Annotated in this window: 18 protein-coding genes; 3 read left to right on the plus strand and 15 right to left on the minus strand. The window is 72.9% G+C overall.

Translation table 11 applies throughout. The annotated features are described in order from the left end of the window. Positions 1–50 precede the first annotated feature (50 nt). The 7 genes from ACGFI9_RS31820 to ACGFI9_RS31850 all read right to left on the minus strand — a co-directional run bounded on the left by ACGFI9_RS31820 (position 51) and on the right by ACGFI9_RS31850 (position 7,545). On the minus strand, positions 51–809 hold the full coding sequence (locus ACGFI9_RS31820) for a MerR family transcriptional regulator (protein ID WP_393183881.1): 759 nt from the start codon (positions 807–809) through the stop codon (positions 51–53). Between the two features lie 159 nt (positions 810–968). Then, positions 969–1,607 (minus strand): hypothetical protein, encoded by a 639-nt coding sequence (locus tag ACGFI9_RS31825; protein WP_393183883.1) that lies wholly within the window; start codon positions 1,605–1,607, stop codon positions 969–971. Between the two features lie 128 nt (positions 1,608–1,735). After that, entirely contained in the window at positions 1,736–4,030 is a 2,295-nt protein-coding gene (locus tag ACGFI9_RS31830) for a putative bifunctional diguanylate cyclase/phosphodiesterase (protein ID WP_393183885.1), read from the minus strand. Between the two features lie 161 nt (positions 4,031–4,191). Next, the gene (locus ACGFI9_RS31835) at positions 4,192–5,706 is read right to left on the minus strand and encodes a hypothetical protein (protein ID WP_393183887.1); all 1,515 of its coding nucleotides are present in this window, start codon (positions 5,704–5,706) and stop codon (positions 4,192–4,194) included. Beyond that, a complete protein-coding gene (locus ACGFI9_RS31840; protein ID WP_393183888.1) occupies positions 5,703–6,782 on the minus strand; it encodes a hypothetical protein in 1,080 nt (359 codons plus the stop codon). Before ACGFI9_RS31840 ends, ACGFI9_RS31835 begins: the two co-directional genes overlap by 4 nt. Before the next feature lie 311 nt (positions 6,783–7,093). Continuing rightward, on the minus strand, positions 7,094–7,270 hold the full coding sequence (locus ACGFI9_RS31845; RefSeq protein WP_393183890.1) for a hypothetical protein: 177 nt from the start codon (positions 7,268–7,270) through the stop codon (positions 7,094–7,096). 2 nt (positions 7,271–7,272) lie between these two features. Next, complete coding sequence (locus ACGFI9_RS31850; RefSeq protein WP_393183892.1) at positions 7,273–7,545, minus strand: zinc-ribbon domain-containing protein; 273 nt, start codon at positions 7,543–7,545, stop codon at positions 7,273–7,275. A gap of 81 nt (positions 7,546–7,626) precedes the next feature. On the opposite strand from ACGFI9_RS31850, the gene ACGFI9_RS31855 reads away from it, so the two are divergent. Both ACGFI9_RS31855 and ACGFI9_RS31860 read left to right on the plus strand, forming a co-directional pair. Next, complete coding sequence (locus ACGFI9_RS31855; protein ID WP_393183894.1) at positions 7,627–7,953, plus strand: YciI family protein; 327 nt, start codon at positions 7,627–7,629, stop codon at positions 7,951–7,953. A gap of 4 nt (positions 7,954–7,957) precedes the next feature. After that, the gene (locus ACGFI9_RS31860; protein ID WP_393183896.1) at positions 7,958–8,080 is read left to right on the plus strand and encodes a hypothetical protein; all 123 of its coding nucleotides are present in this window, start codon (positions 7,958–7,960) and stop codon (positions 8,078–8,080) included. Positions 8,081–8,127: 47 nt separating this feature from the next. Here ACGFI9_RS31860 and ACGFI9_RS31865 read toward each other — a convergent pair whose 3' ends face one another. Genes ACGFI9_RS31865 through ACGFI9_RS31875 form a run of 3 tightly spaced genes read right to left on the minus strand, consistent with a single transcriptional unit; the run spans position 8,128 to position 9,208 of the window. Beyond that, positions 8,128–8,319, minus strand: coding sequence for a hypothetical protein (locus tag ACGFI9_RS31865; RefSeq protein WP_393183898.1), 192 nt, complete (start codon positions 8,317–8,319; stop codon positions 8,128–8,130). A 14-nt stretch (positions 8,320–8,333) separates the two neighbouring features. Beyond that, positions 8,334–8,672 carry a hypothetical protein gene (locus tag ACGFI9_RS31870; protein WP_393183900.1) on the minus strand — a complete coding sequence of 113 codons (339 nt, stop codon included), beginning with the start codon at positions 8,670–8,672 and terminating at the stop codon, positions 8,334–8,336. Continuing rightward, complete coding sequence (locus ACGFI9_RS31875) at positions 8,669–9,208, minus strand: hypothetical protein (RefSeq protein ID WP_393183902.1); 540 nt, start codon at positions 9,206–9,208, stop codon at positions 8,669–8,671. The genes ACGFI9_RS31870 and ACGFI9_RS31875 overlap by 4 nt, the downstream gene beginning before the upstream one ends. Before the next feature lie 178 nt (positions 9,209–9,386). On the opposite strand from ACGFI9_RS31875, the gene ACGFI9_RS31880 reads away from it, so the two are divergent. Further along, the gene (locus ACGFI9_RS31880; RefSeq protein ID WP_393183903.1) at positions 9,387–9,644 is read left to right on the plus strand and encodes a hypothetical protein; all 258 of its coding nucleotides are present in this window, start codon (positions 9,387–9,389) and stop codon (positions 9,642–9,644) included. On the opposite strand, the gene ACGFI9_RS31885 is transcribed toward ACGFI9_RS31880, so the two are convergent. The 5 genes from ACGFI9_RS31885 to ACGFI9_RS31905 form a co-directional block, all read right to left on the minus strand. Next, positions 9,641–12,040, minus strand: coding sequence for a hypothetical protein (locus ACGFI9_RS31885; protein WP_393183905.1), 2,400 nt, complete (start codon positions 12,038–12,040; stop codon positions 9,641–9,643). The genes ACGFI9_RS31880 and ACGFI9_RS31885 overlap by 4 nt on opposite strands. A 6-nt stretch (positions 12,041–12,046) precedes the next feature. Beyond that, on the minus strand, positions 12,047–12,232 hold the full coding sequence (locus ACGFI9_RS31890; protein ID WP_393183907.1) for a hypothetical protein: 186 nt from the start codon (positions 12,230–12,232) through the stop codon (positions 12,047–12,049). After that, positions 12,229–12,501: a hypothetical protein gene (locus ACGFI9_RS31895; protein ID WP_393183909.1), complete on the minus strand. Its 273-nt coding sequence runs from the start codon at positions 12,499–12,501 to the stop codon at positions 12,229–12,231. The genes ACGFI9_RS31890 and ACGFI9_RS31895 overlap by 4 nt, the downstream gene beginning before the upstream one ends. Positions 12,502–12,503: 2 nt before the next feature. Further along, positions 12,504–13,940 carry a phage major capsid protein gene (locus tag ACGFI9_RS31900; RefSeq protein ID WP_393183911.1) on the minus strand — a complete coding sequence of 479 codons (1,437 nt, stop codon included), beginning with the start codon at positions 13,938–13,940 and terminating at the stop codon, positions 12,504–12,506. A gap of 243 nt (positions 13,941–14,183) precedes the next feature. Then, on the minus strand, positions 14,184–14,456 hold the full coding sequence (locus tag ACGFI9_RS31905; RefSeq protein ID WP_393183912.1) for a hypothetical protein: 273 nt from the start codon (positions 14,454–14,456) through the stop codon (positions 14,184–14,186). Positions 14,457–14,543: the final 87 nt, after the last annotated feature.

Here is a 14,543-nt window from a genome sequence, read left to right on the forward strand (position 1 = left end):
CTGACCTCCCTGGACTGAGCCGTCCGGCCCATCCTGCCAGCGTGCCCTCGTCAGGCCCGGCTGATCGCGTTGGCGTGGATCGCCTCGTTCAGGTACGCGGCCAGCCCCGGCCGGATCTTCTCGAAGTACGCGGTGAACCGCGGGTCGGTCACGTACATGTCGGCCAGCCCGGTGTGGATCTCGTACGAGCAGTCGTAGAACCAACGGGTGATGAGCTGCCGGTGCTCCTCGGCCAGCGCCATCGCCTCCGGGCCGTCGGCCGGCGCCCCCGAGTCCATGAGCGCGGTGATCCGCCGCCCCCAGTCCTCGTTCTCGGCCTTGTTGCGCAGCCAGTCCTCCTTCGAGTACCGGCCGACCCGCTCGGTCGACTGCCGGTACGCCTCGGTGCCGCCCCAGCGCCGCTCCGCCTCCTCGGCGTGCTCGTCGGGGTCGAAGTCCCCGAACACCTCGAACCGTTCCTCCGGGGTGAGCTGAATGTCCAACTTTCTCGCCTCCATCGCGAGTTCGATCGCCGCGACCATGTCCTGCAGCTTCCCGATCCGCGCGTTGAGCAGCTCGTGCTGCCGGCGCAGGTGCGGCAGCGGGTCCCCGCCCGGGTCGTCGAGGATCTCGGCGATCTCCTCCAACGGGAACCCCAGCTCCCGGTAGGCGCGGATGAGCTGCAACCGCTCCAGGTCGGCGTCGTCGTAGCGGCGGTAGCCGGCGGGGCTGCGCCCGCTCGGCGACAGCAGCCCGATCTCGTCGTAGTGGTGCAGCGTCCGTACGGTCACCCGGGCCGCGCGGGCCACCTGACCCACCGTGTACGCCATGGTTCCCTCCCTTCCGCGACCAAGGCTCCCGCCTCCCGTTGCGTGAGGGTCAAGCCCGATTGTGCCGCCGGGTCGCCGGGGAGGGACCGGAACAGGGATCGCCCCCGGCCTCCCGAGGGGGTGGGAGGAGGCCGGGGGCGATCGGGTCGTCAGGCCGGGTCAGGCGGTGGTGCGCTCCCTGGGCCGCTCCGGGGCGGCGAACGCCTCGCTGGCCGGGGTGCGGACGGCGTGCCACAGGCCGGCGACCGACAGCAGCAGGAGCAGCGCCGCGCCGAGGTACATGGCCAGGGCGCCCTGCTCGGCCTTGCGGCCGAACTCGCTGAAGCCGTACGAGGTGAGCAGCATGCCGCGCAGCGTCTCGCCCTTGAACACCGTCTCCCGCTGGGCGGTCACCCCGGCGAGCTGCTTCTGCAGGTCGGGCAGGTTGGCGGCCTTGGTCTGCTCGGCCTGGGCCACCTGCTCCTTCAGCGCGGTCTGCGGCTCGCCGAGGTCGGCGTACGTCTTGCCGCCGCCGATCGCCTTCAGGTGCAGGCCGATGAACTCGTTGGCGTAGCACTCGGCCTGCTTGCCGGTGGTGAGCTGCTGGCCGGCGTACTCGCGCAGGCAGTCCGACTTCTTCTCCTCGTCGGTCAGCGCGTTCGCCGGCTTGAAGCTGATGTGCTGCTGGGCGAGCTGGTCGTGCACGTAGGTGTTGGCGAAGTTGGCGTTCGTCGTGAGGACGATGCCGACGACGAGCAGCAGGACCGCGAGGCCCAGCCCGCCGATGCTGAACAGCAGATCCAGCGTCCGTCGCTTCATGGGGGTCTCCTGTGTGGATGGTCTCGGTTATTCGATGACCGTCTCATCGTGGCGGTGCGGCGGCCATCGACGGCAGGGCCGAACCCCCTGTACCGGTCGGGACCTTAGGCCCCCCTGACCGGGGCCGGTCAGCGGGCCGCGTCGACCGGGCCGAGCGTGGCCAGCAGGTCGGGCAGGGCGGCGGGCCGGCCGTACCGCCAGCCCTGGCCGTGTACGCAGCCGATCGCGGCGACGGCCGCGTGCTGGGCGCCGGTCTCCACGCCCTCGGCCACCACCATCAGGTCGAACGCGCCGGCGAGCCGGTTGACCATCTCCACGGTGGCGTACGCCCGGCCGTCCTCGGCGCCCAGCCGGGCCACAAAGGACCGGTCGATCTTCAGTTCGGTGGCGGGGATGCGGTGCAGGTAGCTCAGCGAGGAGTAGCCGGTGCCGAAGTCGTCGATCGCGATCCGCACGCCGAGTTCGCGGAGCTGGGCCAGCCGGTCCAGCACGGCCTCGCTCCCCTCGATCAGCGCGGACTCGGTGAGTTCGAGGGTGAGCGCGCGGGGCGGCAGGCCGGCCGCGCCGACCGCCCCGGTGACGGTGGCGATCAGGTCCGGTCGGCGCAGGTGGGCGGCGGCGATGTTGACCGCCACGGTGACGTCGGGGGCGTGCTCCCGCCAGGTGGCCGCGGCCCGGCACGCCTGCCGGATCACCCACCGGTCGATGGCCAGGATCAGCCCGGTCTCCTCGGCCAGGGGTAGGAACTTCGCCGGGGTGAGCACGCCGAGCCGGGGGTGCCGCCAGCGGACCAGGGCCTCGGCGCTGCGGACCGCGCCGGTGGCCAGGTCGACGATGGGCTGGAACTCCATGAGCAGTTGGCCCTCGTCGACCGCACGGCGCAGGTCGGCGATCAGCTCGGCGCGGCTCACCGCCGACTCCCGCAGCTCCCGCGTGCAGGTGCGGTAGGCGGACTTGCCCGCCGCCTTGGCCGCGTACATGGCGATGTCGGCGTCGCGGAGCAGGTCGGTGTGGGAGGCGTGCTGCGGGCCGTACTCGGCGATGCCGATGCTGGCGGAGGGGTGGACGCCGAGGTCCTCCTCGCCGGGCAGCGGTTCGAGGGTGGCGAGCAGCCGCTCGGCGAGCCGTTCGGGCGGGACGGGCCGGCCACCGGCGACCAGCACCGCGAACTCGTCGCCGCCGAGCCGGGAGATCATCCCGTCGGCGCCGACGGCGTCGTGCATGCGGTCCGCGATGGTGGCCAGCAGCCGGTCCCCGGCGGCGTGCCCGAAGCGGTCGTTGACCTGCTTGAAGCCGTCCAGGTCGAGCAGCAGCACGGCGACCGGGCCGCCGTCGCGCAGGGCCCGGCGCAGCCGCCGGTTGAAGGTCAGCCGGTTGGGCAGGCCGGTGAGCTGGTCGGAGTACGCCAGCCGGCGCAACCGGACGACCAGCCGCAGGTTCTCGTTGGCGGCCAGGCCCTGCCGCAGGGCGAGGACCCCGAGCAGCGCCATCATCCCGATGAAGATCAGGTGCGGGGTCTGCCCGGTGGGCCGCCGGGAGAGCACCACCGCGACGATGGCCCCGCCGACCGGCAGGTACGGCAGGGCCACCCGCCACCACGGCGGCAGCGGTGACCCGCTGGTCTCCTCCTCGTCGTCCCAGCCGGCCGGCGGCGGGTGGGTGGTGGCGGCGCCCATCAGCAGGTAGCTCAACGGCCAGCAGACGTCGATCGGGTGGCCGGGGGTGTAGCTGCCGTGCGCGACCAGCGAGACGTAGACCGTGTCGGCCACGGCCCGGGTGGCGAGGCTGGCGCCGATCAGGGTGAGCGCCCGCCACATCGGACGGGCCGGCCCGGAAACCGCCACCAGGATGGTGAGCTGCATCAGGTCGAACATCGGGTAGAGCAGCCCGAAGGTGCGCAGCGGGTCGGCCAGATCGGCGGCGGCGATGTCGCGGAACACCACCACCCAGCCGATCGGGATGAGCGCCAGCGCGACGATCACCCCGTCAAGCACCGTGCGGGCCTGCCCGACCGCGCTGCGCGGCGCGGCCAGCGAGCAGAGCAACGCGGCGGTGCCGGTGACGATGCCGGCGGTGAAGAGCCCGCCGACCAGCGGGGTGTGCGGCAGCGCGTGGCCGCCCAACCGTTCGACCGTCCACACCGTACGGCCCAGCGCGGCGAGCGCCATGGTGACGGCCAGCAGCGCCCAGAACCGGCGCATCGGCACCGGGTGCCGGCGCGCTGCCCGGGTGCAGGCGAGCGCCGCCCAGCCCGACACGGTCACCGCGCCGAGGTCGCTGACCAGGGCGGCGTGGGGCAGGCCCGCGAGCAGCCAGCCGGCTTCGCCGAGTACGACGAATGCGGCCGCGACGAGCCCGACGCGGCCGGCGAGCGGGGAGCGGACCCGCACCGTCACGGCCGGGTCCGCGTCCTGCTGGGGCACAACTATTCGCTCCGGCTCTCTCTGACGCGCACCCTCGACGATGAGGACCGGTTGCGGACGGCGAACGGCGCAAGCCTAGTCACCCCGGGTTACCGCCGCCAGAGGTGATCGGCGTGCGTCACTCGCCCCCGCCGCGGGGTACGCGGCCGGCACGTACCGCGTCAGGACCAGTCCTCCGCCGGGTCGCCGTCGCCGGACGGAGCCGCGTCGGGCGTGCCGGCCGGCGGGCCGCCGTGGGTCCACGGGGTTTCCTCGGGGGCGGGGAAGTTCCCGGCCGGCAGGAACGCGTCGGACAGGGTGGTGAGGCAGAGCCGCTCCCCCACCTCGGGCACGCTGCCCGGCGACGCGGTCAACCCGCGCCCCATCCCGCCGGAGAGTTCCAACACCACCTCGGTCTTGCCGTCCGCGCCGGGGGTCACGAAGACCACCTTCGCCTTCTGGCCGGGCCGGGCCGGGGAGTAGAGCGTCGCCCCCACCGGCACCAGCACCGGCTCGGTGGTGACCACCTGGATGCGGGGGCGCAGCACGGGCCGCTTGCCGGTGTCGTCCACCCGCTTCGGGTCGGCCAGGGTCACGTCGCCGACGAACGCCTCCCCGGTCAGCCGGTACTCGGCCATCACCAAGGGGTCGTCGTAGGCGCGCTGGACCGCGTACGAGGTGAGGGCCCGCTCCAGCCGGTGCAGGCGTACCGCCGCGGCCACCGCCCCGTCCCGGCGCGGCTGCGGCCCGCCCCCGGCGTCGACGTGCTCGGCGTAACCGGTGAAGGCGTCCCGGTCGCCGGCCCAGCGGCCGGCCACCCGGGCCCCGGGCGGCAGCCCGCGCAGCAGCCCCACGCCGCGCCACATCAGCTCCCAGGTGGGCGCGAGCTGGTCGCGCAGCAGCCGCTCCAGCTCCGCGTATGCCCCGGCGCGGGCCGCCGGGTCGTCCTCGGCCCCGGCGTACGCGGCCATCGCCGGGGCGAGCCGGCGGTTGTCGAAGTCCGGGTCGGTGGCCGGGCCGGCGGGCGGGCAGATCGCCGGGTCCTCGGCCTGGGCGGCCGCCTCCGCGCCGGTGGACCCGGGCGGCGGGTCGATCCAGCCGAGCAGGGCCGGCAGGTGCAGGTCCTCCACCGCGCTCTGCCCGGTCGCCCAGTGCAGGGTCAGCGCCTCGGTCAGCGCGACGAGAGCCGCCGAGCCCGGGTGCTCGGCGCGCTCGGCGAAGAAGGTCAGCCAGCGGCCGAGCAGCGGCACGGACGGGTGCACCGGGTATTCGCCGTCCGGCCTGCGGAACCGGGTGGAGCGGCCGAGCAGCCGCAGGAAGGTGATCCCGGCCGGGTTCGGCACCAGCAGCTGCGGGGCGTCCACGTACCGGTACCGCACGTCCTTGCCGCGGTCGACCGGCACCGCCTCGCTCACCCCGCGGAACTCGTCCAGGTACGGCAGCACGATGCCGGCCAGCTCGGCGGCGAACGTGAGCCGCTGATCGCGGTTGCGCGGCTGCGGCACGACCAGCAGCCGCGCCTCGTCCGGCGCGGCCCCGACCAGGGCGGCGAGCGGCGCGTTCGCCTCGCCGGCCAGCTGGAGCGGCACCAGCACCAGCGGGCGGTCGGACAGGTGCAGGTGCCGGACGGTGGCCACCGGCTGGGCCACCCCGGCGGCGATCGCCTGCGCCTTGGCGAGGGCGCGCAGCGTACTCATCCGGGGTTTCCGGCGAGGGCGTCGGCGCGCAGGCGGGCGGCGGCGCGCAGCAGCGCGGCGGCCTCCGCCTGCTCCGGGTCCGGGGCGCGTTCGCCCTCGGCGAGGGCCAGCACCGTACCGACGTCGGCGATGCCGCCCAGCGCCTCCCGCACCGGCCGGCCCAGGGCGGCGGTGTGGCCGCGCGCCTCGTACCGGCAGAAGTAGGCCAGCTCGCAGGCGGCCAGGCAGTCGGGCGCGTACCGGGCCTCCACCATGGACAGCACGGAGCGCAGGGTCGCCGGTTCGGCGGTCGGGTCGGCGGTGAAGCCGGCCGGCACGGCGGCGAGCAGGTCGTCGATCCGGGCCATCCGGTCGAGCTGGCGGCGCAGCACCAGCAGCTGCCGGCGGACGTCGAGCAGGCTGGCGACCGGCTGGTTGGTGAAGTCGCGCGGGCACACCAGCACCACCTCGTGCGACACCAGGTCCGGGTCGCGTCCCTCGGCGGCCAGCAGCTCGCGCAGCGCCAGCACGTAGACGGCGGACTGGATGGCGGCGGCGGAGACCTTGGCCGGGTCGGCCTGGCCGTCGATCACCGGGAACGACTTGATCTCCACGACGTGGAACCGGCCACCGAGCCGGGCGGCCACCAGGTCGGGTTCCAGGTGCACCCGCCCGCCGGCGACGTCGAGGCCGAGCAGCGGGTGGTCGAAGAGTGCCGGCTGGTCGCCGGGCGCGGTGAGCGCCGCCCGGGAGCGTTCCGGCCGGTCCTCGTCGCCACCCAGATCCGTCCAGCTCGCCTCGGCCGGCACCGGTACGCCCAGCCGCTCCGCGACCAGCCGCAGCAGTTCCACCCCGCCGTCGGCCTTGACCTGGGCCTCGAACGCATTGCCCCGGGTGATGGCGAAGCGGGACTGACCGAATCGCGCCGGGAAGCCGATCCGCTCGGCCAGCTTCGGCTTGTCCACGCCGGCGCTGTCCAGCACGGCCCGGCGGGTGCAGCCCGGGTTGCCGGTCAGCGCGGCGATGGTCCGGGCGTTGTGCCGCCGGGGCGGTACGCCACCCCGGATCTCGGCCAGGCGCTGCGCGGTGTCCGTCACGACAGGCCACGATAGCCGCCGCCCACCGGCGCTCAGAGTTCCCGCAGCCGGCGCCACCACCAGCCCCGGCCGCGTTCCCAGTCGCGGGCGCCGAGTGGTGCCGCGTGTCGCGTGGGGAGACGCCTGCCCTCAAGATTGATATGTCTCTGGGACATATTTATGTCTCAGAGACATACCGCTCTCAGGACTTGTCCCGGCCGTCCGTCGGGTGCTCGATGACCAAGACACCCGACGCCCTGACACCCACTACAGGGACGGTCAGCCGGTCCGGCGCCAGTGCCGTGGGGCGATTCCGGGCGGGGACGGCGCGGTCAGCGGCCGGCGGAGCGGTTCCAGGGCGAGCGGGGCGAGAGCGCGCCCGCCGACGGCCGGCGGCGGCGCCGGTGCCGGCGGCCGGGCGTGCAGGGCGGGCGGGCGACCGTGTGCACCGGGGCGGGCGGCGGGGTGACCGGCGGGCGGCCGATCAGCCAGCAGAGGAAGCGGGCCACGGTCAGCCGATCGGGAGGCGCTCGGCCTCGGCCCGGGAGAGGTCGAACTGGGCGCCGCAGAAGGTGCACTGCTTCGTCCAGCGGGTGCGCACCGGGATCAGCGGGATGAAGAAGAGGGTGAACTTCGTGGCCCGCCGGGTGATGACCTGGGCCGCCTGGTTGCCGCAGTTGCGGCAGACCTCGGTGACGACGCCGGACCGGACGACCTTGGTCCGGAGCCCGAAGATGAAGAACATCGCCCGGCAGTACCCCGGGCGGGGCCGGAACACACCCACGAATTTCCTCGCCGCCGGCTGTCCGGATGCGCGACCCCCGTTCGTCAGGCTGGATGGAAGCACAACCGGAGGAGAGACACCATGAAGTACATGATGCTCGTCTGCACCGACACCGAGCCGGACAGGAACCCCGACGCCGCGCCCGACATCGAGAAGTGGGTGGCCGAACGGGACGCCAGCGGCCAGCGCGTGACCGGCAGCCGGTTCGCGCCCCCGTCGGCGGCCACCACCGTCCGGGTACGCGACGGCGAGCTGCTGCTCAGCGACGGTCCGTTCGCCGAGACCAAGGAGGTGATCGTGGGCTTCGACCTGCTCGAGTGCGCCGACCTCGACGAGGCGATCGAGGTGGCCCGGGCCCACCCGATGGCGTACGGAGGGCGGATCGAGCTGCGCCCCCTGGTGGACTGAGCCGGTGACCGACGCGGCCGGGGTGGTCGCCGAAGCGGGTGCCGAGGCGTACCCGCGGATCGTGGCCACCCTGATCCGCATCACCGGCGACTGGACCCTCGCCGAGGATTTACAACCACTAAAGTGAGACGTGGCCTACCTCCGGGGGGAAGGTAGGCCACGTCTCGGTGGGATCTAGCTCAGGGTGAAGTCGCCTTCATACGGGTCGACGCCGAGCGAGCGGAGCAGAGCCACCGCAGCGGCGTCCACCGCCTGCGAGTCGTCCGGCGTGTCGATCTCGATGCCGGCCCGGTAGAGCACCACGATCACCTCCGTCACGAGCTGCGCGGGCGGGTATGTCGGACGACGGTAGAAGAACCTGCTCACGGTCCAACCCTCTCTCAGCGCGGCCGGCGGATCACGCGGGGACGGCTCACCGACGCCACGTCACGGGGCCGCTGTTGCTGCTGTCGTGGCACCGTTGGGGCCGGCGTGCGTCCGATCACCTCGATCATCTGCGTCAGCTCCGCCCACCCGTCAGTGACCAGCACGAGATCGGCGGTGCCGCCGAGCACCAGGAACAGGGCCTCGCGCAGCGGCGCCACGGCGACGATCTGGTAGCCGCGGGCCTGGGCGTGCTGCGCGGCGGTGAGCAGCCAGTCTCCGGTGTTGTCGGTGGGCATGGCGATGACGACGCGCAGCGGCTGCCGGGCGGCGGGCCGCTGCCGGTTGGCGGTCACGACCGCCGGGTCTTGCTGAGGTCGAGCAGCCGGCGCACCTGGTAGGTGAGTACGCGGCCCTGCCCGAGGGACAGCCAGGTGTGGTGTGGTTGCCCGTCGTCCTCGATCACCTCGACGACCAGCATCGGTTCGCCGTTGGCGGGGTGGTGGGTCTGCTGCAGCCACACGCACACGTCGTTGGTGGCGGTGTCGGTGGCGACGGGCAGGGGCCGGGAGTGGTGTACGCCCCGCTGGGTGCATAGCGGCCCGCGTGCGCACCAGTAGGGGTGTGGCAGCTCGGCGGGGTCGGCGAGGGTGCCGGTGGGGAAGATGTGCACGTGCCCGCACGGGCGGTCGATGTCCGGGGCCAGCGGCACCCGGAAGGCGTTCAGGTCGGCGGCCCGGTATGCGGCCACGGCCTGGTCGACGTGGATGCCGCAAACGTACGCCGAGGCGTCGAGACTGCTGCTGCTGCCGTCCGGGGCGGGGGTGTAGACCTCGATCCGATAGGCGGCGCGCTCTCCACAGGTTGGCAGCGCGGTGGGTAGGGTGCGCATGGGTCGACCTCCCTGGGGTCGATCAAGGCCCTCGGTGAGCGTCGTGAGCGCTGGCCGGGGGCCGCCTTACGTGATGCCACAGACACTACGCGCCACGTGGCCGACTCGGGTAGGTGTCGATGTGGCCGCATGTGGGCGAGCCGCGTGAGGCATGGCGACGACGTGACAGCATGGCCGCGTGCCTGACGACCTTGAGGCCGCCACGCGCGACTACCGCGAGGCACAGGCCGCCATCGACACCGCGCAAGCCGAAGCCAAGCGCATCGTGGCCGACGCCCGCACCAATGCCACCCGCGCGCGGGAACGTCTCGCAGCGGCCATTGTGGCCGCTGCGCGGGCCGGTCGCCGACAGCGGGACATCGTGGCGGTGACGGGCTACAACCGGGAGAGCGTGCGGCGGATCTGCCGGGCGGCTGGCCTTGAGCCCGACGACTAGCGCGGCCACGCCCCGGTGCGGCCTCGGATCGCGAGTGTCTGCCCGACTCCGTTGATCGCTCGGCCGACGGCGGGCGCGACCCCGCCGACCGCGTCCACGACTGCCTCAAGCGCATCGACCACGTCACGGCGCGTCGCCTGCATCTCGGCGGTCAGCGCGTCCATCGACCGGGCGGTGGTGACCGGCTCCGGCCGGCCGGTGCCGTTCCAGATCGGCGGGTTCCAACCGGGCATCAGGTGGCCGCCGGAGTCCATGACCCGCGGTCGGGAGGTTGCCACGGCGGCCGGCGCCATCGTGGTGGTGCCGGGCCGCCAGCCGGTGGGCCACGACATGATCTGCCGGCGCAGCGCCAGCACTGCCCGCTGCCCGCCGAGCCGGTCCACCTCGTCCGCGGCGAACACGTGCTCGCCCTTGGCCAGCGCGTACAGCTGGGAGTCGACACCCTTGGGGCCGGGTGCGTCGTCCACGGGGCCGCCGCCGGCCGCGCCCTTTATCTGCGTTCCGCCTGGCAGTTTCAGGTTGCCGTGGATGTCGTAGTACACCCCGACGTGCAGATCCTTGATCTTGCCGAGGGACTGTTGCACCGCGTGGATCGCGTCCAGAGCCTGCTTGTTGCGGATCGTCACGGTGCGGTCGACGTCGGGGATCTGGAACAGACTGTTCGCCAGCTCCCGGGCCTTCGTGGCACTCATGCCCATTGCCGTCGCGGCCTGGATGAACGCGGTCTTGCCCTGCTCGGTGACGGCGTTGGCCTTCTCCTGGTCCTGGGTCATCTCGAACGTCGCTTGGGCCTTGCGCTGCGTGGTGCGCACCAGCTCGTCCAAGGCCTGCTGATTGGCGCGGCCCTTCGCGGTGCCGATGTCGAGACCGACGCCGTTGCGCTTCACCGCCTCGGTGGCGGCGTCGATGGCGGCCTCGTAGTCCCGGCTGGCCTGCCGGGCGTCGAGGGCCTGGCCGGTGAAGTCGTCGATGATCTGTTTCAGCGACCGCACCTGCGCGCCCATGCTGGCCGCCCCGGTGCCGGCCTGGGTGAATCCGTTCAGCAGGTCTTGCAGCCCTTGCGAGAGGTCACCGCCGGACGCCTTCGCGTTGGCCTCCTCCGCCGCCAGCCGGCCGAGCAGTTCCGTGTTGCCGGTCACCGCCGCGGACAGCTTCAGGAACCAGCCGTACGCGGTCGACAGCGTCTCGATCGTGCCGAAGATGCTGCGGGTGCCGAACTCAAACATCTGCCACAGCAGCGCCAGGGCGCGAGCCGCCTCCGGGGCGTGCTCGGACGCGCCGGTGAGCATGTCACCGATGAGGCGGCCCGACCGTTCCGCGATGCTGCCGAGCACGTCCACGACCGGGCCGGCCCGCTCCACCGCGTCAGCGAACCCGTCAACGCCTTCCCTCGCTCCGGCGAGGAAGTCACTGGTCAACGGTCCGACGAACCGTGACGCGGCGGACAGCGCCCGGGTCAGGTCGTGCTCGATCTCGGGGATCTCCCCCCGCACCTGGGCGAGGGCGTCCAGCGTGGCCGGCACGAACGACACGCCGGCCCGTTCCAGCGCCTGCGAGAACAGGTCGCCCGTGTAGGTGGCGGACGCCTTCACCGCCGGGTGGCGGCTGGCGATGGTGACCCCACCGATGATGCCGCCCGCCCCGGCGCCACCGAGGATCGCCGCGGAGATCGTGGCGGCGAGGCCCGGCGCGGCGGCGGCCCCGGCGACAGCGAGGGCGGCGGCCAGTTGCGGTGACAGGGGCAGCCGCGCCAGCAGGGGGCCGAGCTTCGCGCTGAGCTGCGCGGCGAAGCTGAACGCGGCGTCGACCCCCGCGTCACCGCCCGCGTCGCCGAGCTGCTTGCGGAACCGGGCGAGGCTGGCGCGGGCGTGCTCGGCGTCGACGCGGACGTGGACGGTGGCGGCCTCCCCGGACAGCCGGCGAAGCTCGGCGTCCACGCGCTTGATCGCCACGAGGGCGGCGGTGGGGTCGGCGTCCAGGTCCACCGGGTCGAGCCCGAGGGCGGTGATCTGGCGGCGTAGCTGCTCGATCTGGCGTTGCGCTGGCGACGGGTCGGCCTGCACGGTCACGGGGTCGTCGTCGACGCCGCCGAGCTGCTTGCGGAACCGCTCGACCTGGGTGAGCGCCCGCTCGGTGCGGATGCGCATCTCAACGCTGTCCGCATCGTTCGACAGCTGCCGCAGCCGGTCGCGGGTGACGGCGATGGACGCCAGCGCCGATTTGGGGTCGGCCTTCACGTCCACCGGGTCGAGGCTCAGCGCCTTCAACGCGCGGTTGAGCTGCCCGCCGAACTCCTTGCCCACCCGCTGCGCCTTGACCTTGACGTCCGGCGTCAGCTTGGAGTCGTCGGCGCGCAGCTCCAGGTACGCGTCAGCGAGCTTCTTGCCGCTGGCCACCGCCGGTCACCGCCACCGCCGGGGTGGCGGTCCCCAGTTGCCGCCCTGCGCCGTCGGCGGCTGTCCCTCCAGGGGGTAGCTCACCCCGTCGATGGTGTAGCCGTTCGCCTGGGGCCGGGACCCACTGCCGCCGGTCAGCCGGTTACGGCTGATCATGTCCGCGATCCACTCCCAGACCTGACCGGGCTTCACTTGCCGGCCTGCACCTTGTCGGCGGTCGGGGCGTCGGCCACGGTCCACACCCGCGTCTTGGGGTCGTAAGAGACCCGGCCGGCGTCGGCGAGCGCCTCGGCCACCCACTCGGGCAGCGTCTCCCCCGGGGCGTAGTTGAGCCGCTGCCCCGACTCCGGATCGTTGATGTGCAGGTACCCCGGCGACGTGACGGCACGGCCAGCGGCAGCCGTCGCCGACGCGGCGGCAGCGATGGACGCCGCCTGCGGACTGGTGTTCTCCCGGCTCATGATCACGCCCCCTGGATCGCTTGGAAAACGGCGAACGCGCGCGGACGGGCGAGCGCCACGTCACCGCGCCAGTGCGCCACGATGCCGATCTGCCCCTGCTCCGCGTACCGCTCGGTCAGCACCTGGATCTCCAGACTCAGCCGCTGGCCGATCAGCAGCAACGGCCAGCGACCGACGAACACGTCGGTCATGTTCAGGCCGGTGCCCTTGGTGTACGACGGGATCTGGTTGGTGGTGAGCCGGGCCATCTGCTGAATGTCGGGCGGCACCGCCAGAGGCTGCCCCGTGGTGTCGGTCGCCTTCGCGTACTTGCGCGCCGCCTTGCTGTTCCACAGCAGCGCGTTCGGCGACTCGTTGTTGTCCCTCGGGGTGTAGATCGTGTCGATGATCTCCGACCAGAAGGTGGCCGCCGTCTGCACGGTGCCGTTGGTCGCGGCAGTGCCAAGCACGCTGGTCGGCGCGAGCGCCTGCAAGGTCGCGAGCACTCCGCGCGGGTTCGGGTTCGGGTACGGCAGGTTGATCGTGCCGGCCCCCGAGGTGACACCGCCGTACAGCCCCACGAGGTCGAGCTGAAGCGCGATCGCCTGCGCGATCGCCTCCTCCACCAGCTCGTCCGCGTTGACCGCGTCTTGGAACCACTCCATGCTGCCGATCGTCAACGCCGAAAGCGTCTTGGCGTCCAGCGTCACGTTGTCGAACGTCGGATCGCTGGCGGTGATCGCGCTGCCCTCCGTGCGGAACCCTGCGGTCGGGTCGCCGGTGAGCCGGCCGATCTGGACGGTCTTCGCGTCCATCGGCACGATCTGCGCGCCCGCCTGCAGGACCGCGGCGAGGTTCCGCGCCCGGTCGATGATCTGCCCCGCCCACTCGGTCGGCACCACCGCCTGACCACCGCCGGTCGTGGCGAGCGCCCGCACCTGCTGACCGATGCCGCCATGCTGACCGATGATCGCCTGCTCGGCGTGGTGCCGGGCGGCGGCGTACTGCCGCACCACGTGGTGGTCGGCGAACCGCTCGCCGCGCTCAACCACGGCAGGCTTGCCGTCCGTCGACCGCACCCACCGCGCCGGCCCGTCCACGCCGCGCCCCTGGCCGTCAGTCGTGCCGATCCGGTACGTCTCGTCACGGCCCGCACCGCCCGGCATGCCCGGCGCCGGTGACCGCTGCGCCATCAGCCGCTGCACCTCGTCCTCCTCGGCGCGGACCGTACGCAGCTCCTTCAGCCGCGCCTGCGCCCCCGCCCGGTCCGCCTGCGCCGCCTTCGTCTGCTCCATCAGCCGAGTGACGTAGGCGTTCTGGGCAGCGGTCAGCCGTTCCTGGCCGGCGGCCTGCATCTTCGCGGCGATGGCCCGCACCTCGGCGGTGTGCTCAGCGATGGTTCGCTCGGCGGCCCGCTCGACGTCCTCCGCCTGCCCGATCAGCTCATCAATGGTGGGCATGTGCCACACACTCCCGTTCATGTCGTTCCACGGTGGAAGTGCGCGCGAGCTGCCGGAAGCCGGACCGCGAATCTCCGCGGACGTGGGCACCGGTGCGCCGTCCGTCATCTGCGGGTCGCCGCTCCGTCGCCGGACCAAGCCGCCGGGGGGTGCGCCGGGGACATCCGCCCGGTCGGCGGCCCCGCCCCGAAAGGCCTAACAAGCGGGACCGCCGCGACCATGACGACCTGATCACCGGCGAGTCTACGCCTCGTCAGCGTCGGGCCAGAGGCCCTCGGCGTCGAGCCACAGCCGCGCCAGCTCGGTCGCGTGCATCCCGTCGAGCGCCTGGCACCAACCCTCCCGGCCCATCCGGCACGTCATCCGCCACGTCAGCCGGAACGTGCAATCGATCATCCGCTCCGCGCGATCAGCCGGCAGGTCCCAGAGTAGGGCGAAATACCCTTGAGCATCACGTTGGGTAATCGCCTTGAGGAGTGCGATCCGGCGCAGCCGCTCATCGGTGATCTTGTCCATTCCTAGCCCCTTTCGATCTTGCGTTTGCGCTGGTCAGCGCGATGTCTCGACGGGAGAGAGAAAAGCGGGAAGCAGCGGCGTGCTTCC

It is taken from the genome of Micromonospora sp. NPDC048930 (assembly GCF_043197935.1).
Classification (GTDB): domain Bacteria; phylum Actinomycetota; class Actinomycetes; order Mycobacteriales; family Micromonosporaceae; genus Micromonospora.